This window comes from Nitrosovibrio sp. Nv6 (assembly GCF_900110495.1).
Taxonomy (GTDB): Bacteria; Pseudomonadota; Gammaproteobacteria; order Burkholderiales; family Nitrosomonadaceae; genus Nitrosospira.
The window spans coordinates 86635-101956 of record NZ_FODX01000004.1 but is presented as its reverse complement, the minus strand read 5'-3'; the positions used below and the strand labels follow the sequence as shown (position 1 = coordinate 101956).

The window sequence follows — 15322 nt, the reverse complement described above, 5'->3', positions numbered from 1 at the left end:
AAATCTGCTTATGCGATAAGGGATAAGAAAACCTCTCTAATCCGGATTTACAGGCATCGGTTTCGTGGATGCTTTCAACCTGGCATGGAGTCAAGCGCATGAGGCTTGTAAATGATCAGACGGCGCCATGCGGCGTTGGTTGCAAAAGGCCCTGCCCCCAGATAAAACTTCTCGTCTCGCCAGTCATCGCATTACTGATCATTCTGGTGTTTGTGCCGTTGGAGGCCGATGCTCAAGCGCGCATCCAGTTGCCGCGCACAGGACTGACGCCCGACGATATTGCCGTCATTGTCAACGACAACGATCCGCTGTCGCAGCAAATCGGCAGTTATTACCAGAAGGTGCGTCATATTCCCGCCGGCAATATGATACACCTGCAGTTCCCCCCCTCCCGCAACACGCTGCCCAGGGATAAGTTTAAACAGCTTAAGGCCGAGATTGACCGGAAGACGCCTGCTCATGTTCAAGCGTACGCTGTGGCCTGGACGCTTCCTTACCGGGTGGATTGCATGTCACTAACCTCCGCGTTGGCTTTTGGTTTTGATGAGAACTATTGCTCCGCCAGCTGCGGCCCGACGCAATCCAGCCGATATTTCAACTCTCCCAGCCTTGATCCTGTCAGCGACCATAACCTACGGCCCGCAATGATGCTGGCCGGAACCGACTTCGAACAGGTCAAAGCGCTTATTGATCGAGGTGTCGCTGCTGACCACAGTTTTCCGGACGGACGTGCCTATCTGATGATCACGCCCGATACGGCGCGTAATGTGCGGGCAAACTATTTCGAGCTGACCGCAAAAGAGCTGGCCGGCGTTTTTCCCATCGAAATTCTCGAAACTGAAGCAATTTCGGATCGCGATGATGTCCTTTTTTATTTCACTGGGCTATCGCGCGTTCCGCAGCTCGATACACTGAATTTTCTACCTGGAGCACTGGCTGATCATTTAACCTCGGCGGGCGGCCAGCTCACCGATTCCAGTCAGATGAGCAGTCTTCGCTGGCTGGAGGCAGGCGCTACGGCAAGTTACGGCACGGTAGTGGAGCCTTGCAATCATATGCAGAAGTTCCCGTTTCCCGCAATTGCCATGTTTCACTACGCGCTTGGCGCAAGCGCGATCGAGGCTTACTGGAAGAGCGTAGCATGGCCGGGGGAGGGCGTATTCGTGGGTGAACCACTGGCCCAGCCATTCGCTCCGGAATTGAAGAGAATTCGTGCCGGCCAATTCGAACTGCACGTCTTCTCTCCACGCGACGGACCGCTCCGTTTTGAGCAATCCCCTTCAGCTGCTGGGCCGTACAAGCCTCTTGCTCAGCAATCCCGGCTGCGCCGCGGCCCCAATACTGTGCGTTTCAAGTTCGCAGAAACACAAGGCTACCTCAGATTGCGGTGGTGACAGGCAAAATGGTGCATTACGCGAACGCGCTTTTTGGTGCATCTTTCAGTTGACAGGGTATGCCGCGAAAGAATAATTTCGTGCGAAATATCGTATTCGACGCTATTCTTAATTTGAGCATCGTCGGGAGCAATCGTCTTGGGAGGCCAGCATGGCGCTGAATAGTTATGGTGTTTTGAAAGGCAGGGCCATTGCCCGCCGCCTGGGTTCGGGATCTTCACCCCACTACCAGATCCATATCGTGGATGAGGTTGGCACGCAGTATCGAATAGCGATCAACGTGAAATCTCAGCTAGCGCCATCCGAGTTGATGTACCACATCAAATCCCACTTTATCCATCCGCTTACCGACGTGGTATCCGTTCTGCCCAGCGGTTTTAACCGGCTTGCGCCCAACCCCGTTTCGGGCGCACTCGACCTGATTCGTGGCAATCTGGTGCAGCCCGGACTGATGACTCCTCTTCCGCATGATCTGCCCGGACCTGATAACGACCTGAACGAAAAACTCGATCAGATCGTCCAGCGGGCGATGGCCGATGAAGAGGCGCTGGTGTATGCCTTCGGTGAACGGTGGGGACCGGAGAACAATAAAGCGGATAAGTACTTCGGTTTTTTACCCGGTAACGGCATTCACGACATCCATATGAATCAAGGCAATGTGGGCAGATTTATTGCGGATGATGGAGTATGGCAGGATGGCGGCGTGCTCTTCCATTTTCCCCTTCAGCAACAGTGGACGGCCGTTTTTCTGAAATTCCAGTCACAAAGCTGGCACACCCATGATGCGACCGGTCACACACTGAGCATGGGCGAGGAGCGCGGACCACTGAACCCCGACCCGATTGTGCCGCAGCCGACGGAATCGCTGCCTGATGGACTGGTTCGCATTGTTGCGGCTTTGGTCAATTCGAAGGAATCCCCCGAAAAGGAGTGGGTTCAAATACTGAACGCCAGTGATCGGGTCATTTCGCTGTCGGACTGGCATTTGGCCGACAAGCAGAAAGCGAAAATGCCCTTGAGCGGCACACTCGATCCTGGCGCTACGCTTCGTATTGACGTGCGACCCCCCACCGCGTTATCCAATAAGGGGGGCATCATCACGCTGCTGAATCAGAATGGATTGAAGGTGCATGGGGTGTCTTACACCAAGCAGCAGGCGAACCAGCCCGGCTGGCCCATCGTTTTTTAGCAATTTCTGCCCCCTCGCGCATGGGGGAAAGCGTGGACGCGGCAGCTGAATTTCCTTCCGCCGGGAGCACTGAGGAAGTGGGATTCCGCAGAACATCCCTGATCGACCGTCAGAAAATCTGTAGATTACCTATGCAATAAATATGATCGAGGAAAAGGTAATATTTAATGAATAACTTTCTCCTCCGGCTCGACGCTTAACATCCCTTTTTTCCTTATCCGCACGGAAGTGGATTTGATGGTCCTGGCTTTGGCAGTCTTCTTGTTATGGTCGCTAGCCAGCTTTTTTACAGCAAGATTATAATTCGCCCATAGGGTATCAAGCTCCTGTGCATGGCGTTCAAGCATCAGCGCATAGTCATCCTGATGCTTGTCGCGAAGAGCATTCTTGGTGCGAAGATAAATTTTGTGACGTCGTTGTGCTTCGGTATCTTTTTTCATGGCTCACAATAACCGGCAATTACACATAGAGAGATACGGGCAGACACTTGCATCAAGCACCGTACGCGATTGCTTACCTTTTCCTAATATTACGGCATCTTGGGATGGCGACATATTGGACTGAAGTACACCTGCCGCGGCTTCCTCTGCTACCTGGCTAACCATTCACGTCAGGCCGCCTGCTGCTCGCGCTTCCTCTCTACCAAGTCCATGATGTAACGGTGTGCCTTCTCCTCGCTTCGCCCCAGGACGAAGGGAGTGGGGAATGTCCTTGCCTCACGGGCAAGGGTTGGGAATGGGTGGGTTGGATGACGGGCTAAACGCAGGGCCGATGTACCTGTCCCCGCATGAGATGTTTATCCCCCGACAATATAGTTACTCCGTCTCGTTTTCCTTGATACTGAAATGGCCGACAGGTGGCTCGGTGAAGGCGGGATATGCATTCGAGGATTACGAATACCCCCACTAAACATTCGATGTTTTTGGACTTGGCTTCGAATCTACGGATGCGCTTGCGTTCGTCAACGAATACTCAGGGCATGCCGATCGATCGACTCACTACATTGCCTTCGCAGAACTCAAGCATGCACGTCTCCTCCATTAATTTTTCGCTTCGGGAAAATGGGATGAATTGTTTGGCAAGCACATCATTCACAGCCTTCATCAGCATTGATTGGGCAGACGCCAACCATGATGTCTGCTTGCAGGCTTCGAACAACGACAAAGGGAATTTGCTGTTCCCTCATCAGGTTTTATCGAGCAATGGGCGCACGCGGTGCATGACCGCCTTGGGCCTTTCAGGTTATTACCTGAAGCAGACGACAAACGATAAACTCGATGGGGAAGCAATCTCGCCGACGCTTGGCCCTTGGTCCCCGGGGCGCAAAGGTGAAGTGTTTGCGATTGGGCCTGGCGTGAGTTATAACAGCCCGACCGGAACGATGTTTATTGCACAGTGGCAGCATGAAATGCACGTCGAGAATCGTTTCCTGGGTTATATATCATGCCCTTCTGACGAGCACAAACTATCCTCACCTTGATTACCTACTACAATCCGGGGTGAATGGATACAATCTCTGGGTGACGGCCAGCCGAAAGCATCAGGGAAATTCAGCATCTTTTTAAACCTCGTGGCAGGCGCTCCCGTAAGAACTCGATGAAGTACTGTGTCTTTGCAGGCAGCAATCGGGTCTCAGTGACGGCATAGACGGGTACTGGAGTGCCATGCCATTGAGGCAGTACGCGACGCAACCGCCCGCCGGCAAGATCATCGGTGACAATTTCCTCCAGCATCATAATAACGCCCATATCGAGTATTCCCAAGCGGCGAATCATGGCGACGCTGTTGAGCGTAAACCGGCCACTGATAGAAACTTTGATGGTGTGCGTCCCATCGTGCAGTGTCCACGTACCGGTCTTCAGAATGCCCAGGCATTCATGGCGCTCCAGATCGGCAGGCTCGACAGGTTCTCCCGAGCGGTCGAGATAACGGGGTGAAGCGTAAAGGTACGTAGGGAGCACGGCCAGTGGACGCGCTATCAGCTGCGAATTCTCTAGTTCTCCCAGGCGGATCGCCACATCGAAAGGCTCGCTCACCAGATCGACCCGCCGTGATGTGAGATCGAAATCGAATGTGATACCGGGATAGAGGTTTGCAAATTCAGCGACCAAAGGCGCCAAGTAGGCCACGGCAAAATCCACAGGTAGTGAAGCGCGTAGCACCCCGCTAGGCTGTGCGAGCATTTTGCCGAGTTGTTCATGTGCAAGCCTGGCTTCATCGACGATGCGCTTACAGCGCTCGTAATAAATCTGACCAGCCTCGGTTAGCTCAATCTTGCGTGTTGTGCGATGCAAAAGGCGCAGCCCAATTGCCTTCTCCAACGCGCTGATCCGTCGGGACAGAGTTGAGTTCGGCATTCCGATAGTATCGGCAGCACGGCGGAAGCCCTTAGCCTTGACAACTTCCACGAACAGGGCCATGTCATTCAAAAATTCCATTCTACTTGCTCCACTGATAGAGCAATGTTATCCAAAAAACAGCCTTTATTCTATATAAAAAGCAGTAGATGATTCCACTCTGGAAATTTAGAGGAAATCATTTGACGAAGGACGAGGGCTGGAACGACGAACAGTTGCTGGCCAATATTTGCAAGCTCTGGAAGTGGGCGCTGATCCTGAATCGTCTCGGCCCACGCGACCAGATCCGCCGACATTGGTCCGGGGCTGGCTGTGTAGTAGCCCTCAATTGAACCGACATGAATGCACTGATAATAAGAGATAGGCATATACCTAGTCCTAGTCCTAGTCCTAGTCCTAGTCCTAGTCCTAGTCCTAGTCCTAGTCCTAGGCATAGTGCCTCTGGTTTTGATCGCATTGAAGCGATTCCAAGGGTTGAGCGCCGCAGGCGCTGGAGCCTGGGTGAGAAATTGAAAGTTGTTGAAGAATCCCGGCTGCCGGGAATGAGTGTCTCGTATGTAGCGCGAAAATATGGTGTTGCTCCCAATTTATTATCTCGCTGGAGAAAGCTCATGGCTGAAGAGGGACAGGAAGCAGCGCGCAGCGATGATGCCGTAGTGTCCGTGGCCGAGGTCCCGGATCTGAAGAAGCGCATCCGCGAATTGGAGCGGGTGCTGGGCTACCCAGTAGAATGAGATTCTTACCGAAGCGATGAAGCCTGCTCATGAAAAAAACTGATCTCGTGCATGCCCTTGCAGCCACAGGACGATATCCCATGAAAGCTATTGGCGAAACGCTGGGCGTGGCAATTTCTGTTGGTGGTGATCGCTCTTGCAGGACTCGTTGGCGGCGTCATTTATAGCTGGAACCCAAAGAAACCGACAGATAGGACAGGGTAGCCGCGTAATCACCCCTTGGTAAAAGGGTTGAAAGTCTTGATCGATCATCAAAAATACGCCACCTCTTCAGGTTATGTCATACACAACTTTCAGTATGACTCCTCATTACATAAAGGAATATTAATATGCCTACTCTGATCACATGGCCGGTAAAATCCAGGGAGCTGCATAGCAATCATTTTGATTCAACGATTTGGAATGAATTTCAGTTTCGATCCGACGATATCATTATTGCAACGTATGCCAAATCAGGCACCACTTGGACGCAGCAAATCGTAGCGCAGATGTTATTCAATGGCGATCCCGATCTGGCGGTGGCGGAAATGTCGCCGTGGCTTGATCTGCGCGTACCGCCCAAGGCAGTGAAATTACCGCTGGTGGAAGCGCAGACACATCGTAGATTTTTGAAAACGCACTTGCCGGTCGATGCGCTGGTGTATTCGCCGAAAGCAAAATACATCTACATCGGCCGCGATGGTAGGGATGTTCTGTGGAGCCTGTATAACCATTACGCCAACGGTAATCAAGCGATGTATGCGGCATTAAACGATACGCCAGGGCGGGTGGGTCCGCCTTTCACGCCGTTGCCAGTAGATATTCGGACGTGCTGGCGTGATTGGATGGAGAAGGACGGCTATCCTTTCTGGCCATTCTGGGAAAATATTCGCTCCTGGTGGCGGATCCGTGAATTGCCCAATCTTCTGCTCATTCACTTCAACGATCTCAAGCGCGACATGTCGGGTGAAATGCGCCGGATTGCACGCTTTCTTGATATTCCCATTAATGAGGCCAGGTTGCCTGATATCATCAAATACTGTTCATTCGATTGGATGAAAAATAATGCCACGAAAAGCGTGCCGATGGGTGGCGCGTTCTGGGATGAGGGTGCTAAGGTATTTATCAACAAGGGCGTGAACGGCCGCTGGATGGACACGCTGACTGCCGACGACTCAGCTCAATATGAAGCACGCGCAGTCAATGAATTGGGACTCGAGTGCGCACGCTGGCTTGCTGACAAAGCCTGAAAACATACATGTCAAGTTGTAGCGATTGCGACACTCATGCCGCGTTCGTACATGCTGATCACATGATCGTCGAAGCCGGGCAAACGTCGCTGGTATTTTAGCCACCAGTTGCGGCTCGAATGTGTCCAGCCGGCCACGTGGAATATCCCACCGCAATTCGCCGCCGGGGGTGATGACCTTCTTGGGACTGGTGCCATTGTGACGGCTGCTGCCTGCACAGCCTCGGCGGTGAGTGATGGTTCAGTTCCGCGCCCAGCATGCGCTCGGCCAATTGTTTTTTGAGCTGACCGCCAGCCCGGATTCCCCCAGAATCGATTCGGCATCCTTGCCCTGGACCTGCGCCAGCAATTGGTCAATCAGTTCATCTGGAAATAGCCTGTGGGACTTCGCCTTAGTCTTTCTGCCCTTGGCGGTCATCGCATCGGTCATGGTGTATCCCATTTCAATATCATCTCATGACCTTATACACAAAATAACTGACAAGCTCCCGAGATCTGTCCCCCCAATACTGTTCCGGTTAGCTCAACCTTGCGTGTGTGCAATGCAGACGCAGCCCAATTGTCTTCTCCACGCACTGATCCGTCGAGACAGGGTTGAGTTCGGCATTCCGATAGTATCGGCAGCACGCGAAAGCCCTTGGCCTTGACAACCTCCACGAACAAGGCCATGTCATTCAAAAATTCCATGTTAATTGCTCTAATAATGGAGCAATGTTATCCAAAAAATAGCCTTTATTCTATATAAAAAGCAGTGGAAAATCATACCCACGGTAAGGTTATTATAAAGTTTGTAGGGAGTTATTTTATGAAGCGTATTATTAATGCAGTTACTATTGCTCTGTCAGTTATGCTGATAGTCGCGTGTGGTCGTCCTTCGGTGCCGATTAATGAAAGAGAAAGGGAAAATTATGAAAGAATTATTGCTGGTGAAATAATAGACTGTGCATACGGACTGGATGCTAATGGATCATGCCTGAAAGAAGGTGAAGATGGCATCTGGAGATAGCGGCCAGTTCTGGCTCCGGACGTGGTGTAGCTTTGCGCACATGCAAAGATGATATGGGATCGGGCTATTTCGCGAAATGCATTTGGCCGCGTAATCACATTGAACTGGATTAAATCCTTCAGGGCGTTTTCATAAGCGTGCCGGGTCTGCGGATTGTCAATGTTGGCGAACCGCTCAGCTTCGGCCGGGACTTCGGCCAAGCGGGCGGAAGTCGGCAGCGCTCAGGTGCCGGGAGGAGGGGGCAGGGGGGCCGGAAGATCGGAAGTGTTCATGGCCTGATTTTCTTGTCCGTATTGCTTAAGCAGGGTCTGGGCTTTTGGCTGGGCCTCAGCCTATCCGCTGCAGTTACCAAAGCGTGTTATCTTATTTTCTTTTTTATACTGCGGCGGATTGAGGTAGGACTATAAGCGCCGCCTTGGCCAAGAAAGAAGTGTTCAGGTGCTAGCCTTTATTTCCCGGAAAATTTGCGGTCTGGAATCGAAATATTCTTCGTTATGAGCTCCCGCAAAGAGAGACATGCCAGCCAATGGGACTCCATTCTTCTCAATTACTCTAATTCATTCGCCCCTCATTAGGATTGCGGGCCCTATCTATCATATTCTGAGTTGCTGCGTTCAATACTTGGGAGCAAGTCGGATGATTTTCTTTCCTGATACAATATTTGTCGAGGAAAGCAGCCTGGCTCATCTCTTCGCCGTTGACTACGATGTTGTGTGGATCGTCAACCTGCGGCACTTCCCGCTCGCAGGCCAGCACAAATATTCCTGGCAAAAGCCAGCTTGCTCTAATCATTGGTATATCCTTAGGTCGGTTATACTTCACCTTGTATTTATTTTACCGGATTTCTGTCGCCCTAAGCACCCGGCTCGTTTACTGTCCTGCTGCTGAGGCCAACGAGGTTCAAGTCGAATCGCTCCTGATTACGGCATCGCGCTTATAGTCCAATAGGTGTCAATAGAACGTATGACTTCCACCAATTGGCGATAGTTGACCGGCTTCGCCACATATCCGGCAACACCGAGGTCGAAACTGTTTAGCTTGTCCTGCTGATCATCGGAGGCGGTCAGCATTACTACCGGAATACCTCTGCGCCTCTCGTCTTTTTTCACTGCCCGCAGGAATTCGATGCCGTTCATGATGGGCATGTTCAAATCCAGCAAAATGAGACAGGGCTTGTCGCTGTTTTCATCCCGCAGGTAATTTAGCGCCTCCTCGCCGTTTTCCCGGTGCACGATTTGATTTGTCACGTGAATTTCCTTGAGGGCACGGGTAACCCTCATCATGTCCACTTGGTCGTCTTCGACAAGGAGAATTGGTTTGTTAGTGATCCTCACGGTAGTTTTCCCATGCTACTTAGTTAAGAGGGCAGCTTTAGCGCCAGGAAAAGGAAATGAGGAAAGAAGAGAAAAAAGGGGAGGAAATTGTGTCTCTACTAATCAGGCAAGTCCACAAGAAAGTTTATCATACCCGCAATGGTCTCAACTAGCACCTCCAACGAGACGGGCTCGGAAAGATGCGCTTGGAACGGCATCGAAGGATCTAGCCCGATATTCAGGAGCGTTTAACGCGGTAAAGGCCAAAGCTGGTGTGTGTTTGCCTTTATCGTGTCGCTTATGATGACATCGAGTCTTTGCATCCGCACCTGCTCCAGCCCGTCAGCAGCAATAGAAGAGGCAGTTACTTCGGTACCACATAAATCCAGCATAAGCTTGGTGAGGGCTAGTGTGTCTTCGTTATCATCAACGACCAGTACCTTGGTCCCGGAGAGGGATGGGTTTTGTTATCCATCGCAAGGGTGCGAAAATTTATATTGTTATTATTTTATCACCAATTCCTCAACCTCTTTCTGTTCGATACATTAAGCTTTAAACAGGTCAAAGAGAGGGGAAAGATCGTTCGGGCTCTGCATAAACGAGTCGGCCTTGACTCAGTGGGCTTTACGAGAACCGAGACAAACTGCAAGACTTGCTGGACGCGGCGAAGAAACAGCACAGAACATAAAGATAAGGTGTAGTAGCCGCGACTACTACAGGTAAAGCGCCCGTCGCTCCGGGTCTTCGATTGGACTATTCACGGTAGGCCTTCTCACGCTCTCGATAGAATTCTGCCTGTCGCTTGGCATCTTCTCGTTCCATTTCCTCGAAATGCTTGCGCTTCTCCCGACCCATCTCTTCATGGAACTTCCTGTGTTCCCTGCCCGCCTCCAGCTCTGCCTTGTCCATTTCACGTTGGTGTTCCCAGTAGCGCTTACCTGCCTCCCAGATCTCCTTGTCAGGGTCATCAGCGTAAACGTTCCCAGTGATGACGCAGAGAAAGGCGAGAGCAAGAGCGGAAGCGGAAGCTTTGTTCATAGTGATCGTATCTCCAATGGGTGTAGTCGTAGGTTGCGACTTTCGCACCTTTCGCGGCTTTCAATAGACAGCTATTACCGTGAAAGGTGCTGGCTCGGGCGCCTGCCGATCAAGATCAAGCATTGCAATTGCCACGACATCACGCGGCTCCATGCAGGACACGAACGATAACTGCCTTCAGGGGAAGGTAATAGATAGCGTACAGACTATGAAATATGACACGCTGTCCTGCTCCCAGATGTTGCAGAGCAGGCCTAATCTGGGGCGTTTGCAATAATGGCTGAAATGCCTGTTCGAGGGACGAGAGAAAGCGCGTTGCCACGGTGACGATCCATCTGTTGCGGTATATGCCTATGTCTCTTCGAGGTCGGCCTCGGCCTTGTCTGTCAGGTCGATGGTTTGCGTGCGGCTAATAGCCTTCTCCCGCGTTCGACGATCCGGTATTGAATCAGTCAATGGCCTGCCGCAACATTGGCCAGGCCTCTGTCGATATCCGCCTTGAGCACCGCGATTTCCTCGTGTTGGATTGCGCGCTTGATCTTTCAGTCGCGCAGCGCTTCTCACACACACTCACTTGTCGATGCGTAATTACCTTCCGCGACCGCAGCTTTGACGATCGCGACCATTTCGCTTTGGCATGGTGATGGCGAAGCGCTGGAGTTCTGCGATTTTTATTTCCGATAGAGATTTTATCAAATCACACTTTATCTACCCAAGCACCGAGAAAACCCCTGCGACAATATGCCGCATTCCCGAATTGGTAAAAATCGCTTATCCTGCTGACAACTTCTCCTTGAAGTTGTGATGGTGTAATAAGAGTAGCTGTAACTTGTTTTTATCTGTTGTCGTAAGCTGTAGTCGTGCGGTTGTTTTAACATATTACCTTTCCTTTAGTTTTTGGGTTCGTCGCACCTTCCCTGTGTTACGAACCCCTTTTCTTTCTTGGGGGACCTTGCCCTTGCCCTGACGGAATATCGAGTGATTTTACCCCTGAAATATGTTATCAAGGGTAAAAAGCAAAAGGAAGGCACCCGAGACATAATCCATTTTTTTGTCTATAAGCGCGGGATCAAGCAACAGGGTGCCAGCAAACATTGACGCCCAGGTCCCTTCCACTATCGCAATAGTCAATTCCAGTAAGTCAAACGGGCAAGCGTAAATCATGCCAACCCCGCTATAATAGCGGCTGCATCCCACCACCACATGGCCATGATTCCGCCAGTACAGCCTAACTTCAAATCCCACTTTACCGAGCTTCTGCGCCAGACCCTGAGTGAAATGGGGCCACTGGATGCGGGCATAAATATAGAGTTCGCCCGCCCCAGGCAGGCAAGCCACGGCGATTATGCCTGTAACCTGGCGATGCAATTGGCCAAGCCACTGCGGCGGAATCCGCGCGATATCGCTGCTTTGCTCGCCAATGTACTATCCACTTCACCTTATCTGGAAAAAATCGAGATTGCGGGTGCAGGTTTTATCAACTTGTTTCTCACGACTTCCATCAAACAGCAATTCCCGCGCTACGTGCTGGAGAATGGTGAGAAATTCGGCCATGGCAATACCGGCGCGGGCAAAAAGATTCAGGTCGAATTCGTTTCGGCCAACCCGACCGGGCCGCTGCACGTCGGACACGGTCGAGGCGCTGCGTTTGGCGCAAGCCTTGCCAACGTGTTGGCCGCCAACGGGTATGACGTTACACGCGAGTATTATGTTAACGATGCTGGTCGGCAGATGGATATTCTGGCACTGTCCACTTGGCTGCGTTATCTGGAGCTGAATGGGGTAACGTCGCGCTTTCCCGATAATGCCTACCAGGGCGAATATGTGCGTGATATGGCGAGGCTGATATACAAAGCCCATGCGGGGCTTTACGTGCATAAGCCCGATTTGCTGTTCGAGGATATGCCCCCGGAAGCGGATGCCAATATAGCCACGGAGGCGCAGCTCGACGCATTGATTGCGAATGCCAAGAAATTGCTGGGGCAGGATTACGCGTACATTCATAATCTTGTTCTGACCGAGCAACTGGGTGATTGCCGCAATGATTTAATGGAATTCGGCGTCGTTTTCGATACATGGTTTTCCGAGCAATCGCTATTCGACAGCGGCGGCGTGGCACATGCCGTTCAATTGCTTGAACAAGGGAATTATCTCTATCAACAGGACGGGGCCAAGTGGTTTCGTTCCACCGATTTCGGTGACGAAAAAGACCGCGTGGTACAGCGCGAAAACGCGCAGTTCACCTATTTTGCTTCCGACATTGCCTATCATCTCAACAAGTTCGAGCGCGGCTTTGAGCGGGTTATCGACGTATGGGGGGCCGATCACCATGGATATATTCCGCGGGTAAAGGGTGCGCTGCAGGCACTGGCGCTTGATCCCGCGAAACTGGAAATCGCATTGGTGCAGTTCGCGGTACTTTACCGCAATGGTAAAAAAGCGCCCATGTCCACCCGTTCCGGAGAATTTGTCACGTTGCGGGAATTACGCCAGGAGGTCGGCAACGATGCCGCGCGTTTTTTTTACGTACTGCGCAAAAGTGATCAGCATCTCGATTTTGATCTGGATCTGGCCAAGTCGCAGAGTAACGAAAACCCGGTCTATTACGTACAATATGCCCACGCAAGAGTGTGCAGCGTGCTGGAGCAATGGGGCGAAGACCCTGCCGCCCTGGTCACAGTGGATATGTCTTCGCTTACAAACCCGATGGAATTATCCCTTTTGCAGAAGCTGATTGATTATCCTGAAATGGTGGAAGCGGCGGCAAAGGAACTTTCCCCTCATCTGATAGCCTTCTATCTCAGGGAACTGGCGGCTGAATTTCATAGTTACTATAATGCTACCCGTTTCCTCGTGCCGGAGATTCCATTGAGGCTCGCCCGACTGGGGTTGGTCGCCGCGATACGTCAAGTGCTGAGCAACGGATTGAGTCTGCTGGGTGTGAGCGCACCGGTTAAAATGTAAATATGATATCGATAGATTTCCAATGAGCCGAGATTATAAAACACACCCCAACTCTTCATTTCCCGGTAAAAACGGGAACACGCTCCTCCTGGGATTGTTTATCGGCTATGCGCTGGGGCTTCTTACCGCCATCGGAACGTGGATGTATATCAACCAGGCGCCAAGCCCATTTATTTCCCAGGACAAACTCGCGGACAGCCCTGCGGCAAATGGCGCCATAAAACAGACTGAAAAAGGAATCCAGGTCTCTGGTGCCGATGCCAAGCCGGCCAAAGCCGACGGCAAACCGCGCTTCGAGTTCTATAAAATATTGCCGGGCACCGAGGAACCGGTAACGGACCAGCAGCTTAAACAGGCAGCACAGCAGCCTTCCACCCAGGATAAGTATTTTCTTCAGGCAGGATCGTTCCAGAATGCCGACGACGCGGATAATCTGAAAGCCAGACTTGCCATGTTGGGGGTGGAAGCGTCCGTTCAGGCTGCCGATTTGCCGGAAAAAGGTATTTGGCACAGAGTACGTGTGGGCCCTTTTACCAGCATTGACGATATCGACCGGATCCGCGCATCCTTACGGCAAAATGGCGTCCAGAGCAGCCTCATAAAGACGCATGAAGGGGTGCGGTAAAAAACGCAGCCAGCGCGAACAAATGTACATCTATCTCCAGGAGAAAAAAATGAATTCATTCCGTTTGCTTGCGGCAGTAGTCCTTTTACTTGCCGGCATAAGTGTGGCGGGTATTTCTGCTGCTCGCGCCGAAATTGTGGAAGGAAGCGATTACATCGTCCTGCCCCGCCCTCAGCCGACGGATAGCGGGAAAAATATAGAGGTCATAGAATTCTTCTGGTACGGATGCCCGCACTGCTATGAACTGCATCCGCGAATCAAGGCCTGGCTGAAACAGATGCCCAAGGACGTGAGCTTTCGTTATGTCCCCGCTATCTTTCGCGCCAACTGGGCTACCGGCGCAAAAACCTTTTACGCGCTGGAAGCGCTTGGAGAAACAGACAGGCTGCATGACAAGGTTTATAACGCCATCCATCGCGACAAGATTGATTTAAGCAAGGAGGAGGTATTGTTCGACTGGATGGCGAAGCAGGGAATAGACCGTCAGAAATTTATCGATGCCTACAATTCTTTCTCCGTCCAGAACCAGGTAACCCGGTCGACACGCATGTCCAAGGATTACAGCCTTACCGGTGTTCCGGCTGTGGTGGTCGACGGCAGATACATGACCAGCGGAAGAATGGGGAGCACACCGGAAGATACCATTAAAACACTGGATGAACTGATCGAGAAAGTGCGCAAGGAGCGCACGAAGAAATAGCGCCAGTAAAAACACTGCCGTTGAAAGTCATCATTAGTGGCGCCTCCAGTGGGCTGGGCAGGGCATTGGCGCAACACTACGCGGCGACGGGCGCAACGCTTGGTCTGATCGCAAGGCGCGGAGATTTGCTGGAAACGCTTGCGGCGGAATTACCTTCCGATGCTTCGGTTTATGTGGCTGATGTCTGCGACGCCCCCGCCATCCGCGCGGCTGCACAGGATTTCTTGGATCGCCACGGCTGTCCCGATATCGTCATTGCCAATGCCGGCATCAGTCGGGGCACGCTTACGGAATATGCCGAGGATACTGAAATTTTCGAGGATATCCTCGCGACGAACGTCATTGGCATGATCAACCTCTTCCAGCCATTCACTGCCGCAATGCGGGCAGCTGGACAGGGCAGCCTGGTTGGTATCGCCAGTGTCGCCGGCTATCGTGGTCTTCCCGGCAGCGGCGCCTACTCAGCTTCGAAGGCCGCTGCGATCAGCTATCTGGAAAGCCTGCGTGTCGAAATGCATGGTAAAGGTATATCCGTCATTACCATTTGTCCCGGCTATATCGTTACACCAATGACAGCGAATAATCCCTTTCGCATGCCCTTTCTTCTGACAGCGGAAGACGTTGCCAAAAAAATCGTTCGCATTGTAGAGAACAGGACATTATTCGCCGTGATTCCCTGGCAAATGGCAATCGTCGCGCCGGTCTTGAAATTACTCCCGAACTTTCTTTATGATCGGCTGTTTGCGAACGCGCCGCGCAAGCCGCGATAGCCGG

General features: G+C 51.9%; 20 protein-coding genes and 1 pseudogene. 10 read left to right on the top strand and 11 right to left on the bottom strand.

All coding sequences use genetic code 11. From position 1 onward, the window contains the following. Window positions 1-98 precede the first annotated feature (98 nt). A complete protein-coding gene (locus BMX66_RS10375) occupies window positions 99-1394 on the top strand; it encodes a TIGR03790 family protein (RefSeq protein ID WP_090881874.1) in 1296 nt (431 codons plus the stop codon). Window positions 1395-1545: 151 nt separating this feature from the next. After that, complete coding sequence (locus tag BMX66_RS10370) at window positions 1546-2583, top strand: DUF2278 family protein (protein ID WP_090881873.1); 1038 nt, start codon at window positions 1546-1548, stop codon at window positions 2581-2583. Between the two features lie 164 nt (window positions 2584-2747). On the opposite strand, the gene BMX66_RS10365 is transcribed toward BMX66_RS10370, so the two are convergent. After that, entirely contained in the window at window positions 2748-3023 is a 276-nt protein-coding gene (locus BMX66_RS10365; RefSeq protein WP_090881871.1) for a hypothetical protein, read from the bottom strand. A gap of 584 nt (window positions 3024-3607) precedes the next feature. On the opposite strand from BMX66_RS10365, the gene BMX66_RS10360 reads away from it, so the two are divergent. Next, the gene (locus BMX66_RS10360) at window positions 3608-4063 is read left to right on the top strand and encodes a transporter (protein ID WP_199679311.1); all 456 of its coding nucleotides are present in this window, start codon (window positions 3608-3610) and stop codon (window positions 4061-4063) included. A gap of 70 nt (window positions 4064-4133) precedes the next feature. Here BMX66_RS10360 and BMX66_RS10355 read toward each other — a convergent pair whose 3' ends face one another. Both BMX66_RS10355 and BMX66_RS15680 read right to left on the bottom strand, forming a co-directional pair. After that, on the bottom strand, window positions 4134-5021 hold the full coding sequence (locus BMX66_RS10355) for a LysR family transcriptional regulator (RefSeq protein WP_090881867.1): 888 nt from the start codon (window positions 5019-5021) through the stop codon (window positions 4134-4136). A 50-nt stretch (window positions 5022-5071) separates the two neighbouring features. After that, a complete protein-coding gene (locus tag BMX66_RS15680) occupies window positions 5072-5308 on the bottom strand; it encodes a hypothetical protein (RefSeq protein WP_177168776.1) in 237 nt (78 codons plus the stop codon). Between BMX66_RS15680 and BMX66_RS10350 the strand changes: the two are divergent. Both BMX66_RS10350 and BMX66_RS10345 read left to right on the top strand, forming a co-directional pair. Continuing rightward, window positions 5309-5793, top strand: a pseudogene (locus BMX66_RS10350) (transposase); the annotation flags it as partial. 210 nt (window positions 5794-6003) lie between these two features. Then, window positions 6004-6903: a sulfotransferase domain-containing protein gene (locus BMX66_RS10345; protein ID WP_090881865.1), complete on the top strand. Its 900-nt coding sequence runs from the start codon at window positions 6004-6006 to the stop codon at window positions 6901-6903. 11 nt (window positions 6904-6914) lie between these two features. On the opposite strand, the gene BMX66_RS16025 is transcribed toward BMX66_RS10345, so the two are convergent. The 3 genes from BMX66_RS16025 to BMX66_RS16020 form a co-directional block, all read right to left on the bottom strand. Beyond that, a complete protein-coding gene (locus BMX66_RS16025) occupies window positions 6915-7040 on the bottom strand; it encodes a hypothetical protein (protein WP_255398903.1) in 126 nt (41 codons plus the stop codon). A 103-nt stretch (window positions 7041-7143) separates the two neighbouring features. After that, window positions 7144-7344, bottom strand: coding sequence for a hypothetical protein (locus tag BMX66_RS15820; protein ID WP_199679312.1), 201 nt, complete (start codon window positions 7342-7344; stop codon window positions 7144-7146). 20 nt (window positions 7345-7364) lie between these two features. Next, window positions 7365-7589 carry a hypothetical protein gene (locus BMX66_RS16020; protein WP_255398902.1) on the bottom strand — a complete coding sequence of 75 codons (225 nt, stop codon included), beginning with the start codon at window positions 7587-7589 and terminating at the stop codon, window positions 7365-7367. Window positions 7590-7707: 118 nt separating this feature from the next. On the opposite strand from BMX66_RS16020, the gene BMX66_RS10335 reads away from it, so the two are divergent. Next, window positions 7708-7908: a hypothetical protein gene (locus tag BMX66_RS10335; protein ID WP_090881863.1), complete on the top strand. Its 201-nt coding sequence runs from the start codon at window positions 7708-7710 to the stop codon at window positions 7906-7908. Between the two features lie 552 nt (window positions 7909-8460). Here the strand turns inward: BMX66_RS10335 and BMX66_RS10325 are convergent. The 5 genes from BMX66_RS10325 to BMX66_RS10300 form a co-directional block, all read right to left on the bottom strand. Then, the gene (locus tag BMX66_RS10325) at window positions 8461-8700 is read right to left on the bottom strand and encodes a hypothetical protein (RefSeq protein WP_090881859.1); all 240 of its coding nucleotides are present in this window, start codon (window positions 8698-8700) and stop codon (window positions 8461-8463) included. A 128-nt stretch (window positions 8701-8828) separates the two neighbouring features. Beyond that, window positions 8829-9242, bottom strand: a complete 414-nt coding sequence (locus BMX66_RS10320) for a response regulator (RefSeq protein WP_090881857.1) — start codon at window positions 9240-9242, stop codon at window positions 8829-8831. Between the two features lie 732 nt (window positions 9243-9974). Next, window positions 9975-10259 (bottom strand): hypothetical protein, encoded by a 285-nt coding sequence (locus tag BMX66_RS10315; RefSeq protein WP_090881855.1) that lies wholly within the window; start codon window positions 10257-10259, stop codon window positions 9975-9977. 139 nt (window positions 10260-10398) lie between these two features. Beyond that, on the bottom strand, window positions 10399-10590 hold the full coding sequence (locus tag BMX66_RS16150; protein WP_369826981.1) for a type II toxin-antitoxin system RelE/ParE family toxin: 192 nt from the start codon (window positions 10588-10590) through the stop codon (window positions 10399-10401). Window positions 10591-11243: 653 nt separating this feature from the next. Then, a complete protein-coding gene (locus BMX66_RS10300) occupies window positions 11244-11423 on the bottom strand; it encodes a hypothetical protein (protein ID WP_143058223.1) in 180 nt (59 codons plus the stop codon). Between the two features lie 45 nt (window positions 11424-11468). Here BMX66_RS10300 and argS point away from each other — a divergent pair, with 45 nt between their 5' ends. The 4 genes from argS to BMX66_RS10280 are packed head-to-tail and all read left to right on the top strand — an operon-like array spanning window position 11469 to window position 15318. Further along, on the top strand, window positions 11469-13223 hold the full coding sequence (gene argS, locus BMX66_RS10295; RefSeq protein ID WP_090882071.1) for an arginine--tRNA ligase: 1755 nt from the start codon (window positions 11469-11471) through the stop codon (window positions 13221-13223). A 22-nt stretch (window positions 13224-13245) separates the two neighbouring features. Then, window positions 13246-13848: an SPOR domain-containing protein gene (locus BMX66_RS10290; RefSeq protein ID WP_090881848.1), complete on the top strand. Its 603-nt coding sequence runs from the start codon at window positions 13246-13248 to the stop codon at window positions 13846-13848. 49 nt (window positions 13849-13897) lie between these two features. After that, complete coding sequence (locus BMX66_RS10285) at window positions 13898-14548, top strand: thiol:disulfide interchange protein DsbA/DsbL (RefSeq protein ID WP_090882069.1); 651 nt, start codon at window positions 13898-13900, stop codon at window positions 14546-14548. Window positions 14549-14562: 14 nt separating this feature from the next. Then, window positions 14563-15318: an SDR family oxidoreductase gene (locus BMX66_RS10280; RefSeq protein ID WP_090881846.1), complete on the top strand. Its 756-nt coding sequence runs from the start codon at window positions 14563-14565 to the stop codon at window positions 15316-15318. Window positions 15319-15322: the final 4 nt, after the last annotated feature.

What these genes read in the sequence shown, in the direction of transcription:
- BMX66_RS15820 (WP_199679312.1), bottom strand. Translation starts at nt 7,344, where the DNA reads ATGGGATACACCATGACCGATGCGATGACCGCCAAGGGCAGAAAGACT.
- BMX66_RS10300 (WP_143058223.1), bottom strand. Translation starts at nt 11,423, where the DNA reads ATGATTTACGCTTGCCCGTTTGACTTACTGGAATTGACTATTGCGATA.
- BMX66_RS10285 (WP_090882069.1), top strand. Translation starts at nt 13,898, where the DNA reads ATGAATTCATTCCGTTTGCTTGCGGCAGTAGTCCTTTTACTTGCCGGC.
- BMX66_RS16020 (WP_255398902.1), bottom strand. Translation starts at nt 7,589, where the DNA reads ATGGAATTTTTGAATGACATGGCCTTGTTCGTGGAGGTTGTCAAGGCC.
- BMX66_RS10375 (WP_090881874.1), top strand. Translation starts at nt 99, where the DNA reads ATGAGGCTTGTAAATGATCAGACGGCGCCATGCGGCGTTGGTTGCAAA.
- BMX66_RS10345 (WP_090881865.1), top strand. Translation starts at nt 6,004, where the DNA reads ATGCCTACTCTGATCACATGGCCGGTAAAATCCAGGGAGCTGCATAGC.
- BMX66_RS10355 (WP_090881867.1), bottom strand. Translation starts at nt 5,021, where the DNA reads ATGGAATTTTTGAATGACATGGCCCTGTTCGTGGAAGTTGTCAAGGCT.
- BMX66_RS10315 (WP_090881855.1), bottom strand. Translation starts at nt 10,259, where the DNA reads ATGAACAAAGCTTCCGCTTCCGCTCTTGCTCTCGCCTTTCTCTGCGTC.
- BMX66_RS10360 (WP_199679311.1), top strand. Translation starts at nt 3,608, where the DNA reads ATGCACGTCTCCTCCATTAATTTTTCGCTTCGGGAAAATGGGATGAAT.
- BMX66_RS10365 (WP_090881871.1), bottom strand. Translation starts at nt 3,023, where the DNA reads ATGAAAAAAGATACCGAAGCACAACGACGTCACAAAATTTATCTTCGC.
- BMX66_RS10290 (WP_090881848.1), top strand. Translation starts at nt 13,246, where the DNA reads ATGAGCCGAGATTATAAAACACACCCCAACTCTTCATTTCCCGGTAAA.
- BMX66_RS10370 (WP_090881873.1), top strand. Translation starts at nt 1,546, where the DNA reads ATGGCGCTGAATAGTTATGGTGTTTTGAAAGGCAGGGCCATTGCCCGC.
- BMX66_RS15680 (WP_177168776.1), bottom strand. Translation starts at nt 5,308, where the DNA reads ATGCCTATCTCTTATTATCAGTGCATTCATGTCGGTTCAATTGAGGGC.
- BMX66_RS10335 (WP_090881863.1), top strand. Translation starts at nt 7,708, where the DNA reads ATGAAGCGTATTATTAATGCAGTTACTATTGCTCTGTCAGTTATGCTG.
- BMX66_RS10325 (WP_090881859.1), bottom strand. Translation starts at nt 8,700, where the DNA reads ATGATTAGAGCAAGCTGGCTTTTGCCAGGAATATTTGTGCTGGCCTGC.
- argS (WP_090882071.1), top strand. Translation starts at nt 11,469, where the DNA reads ATGATTCCGCCAGTACAGCCTAACTTCAAATCCCACTTTACCGAGCTT.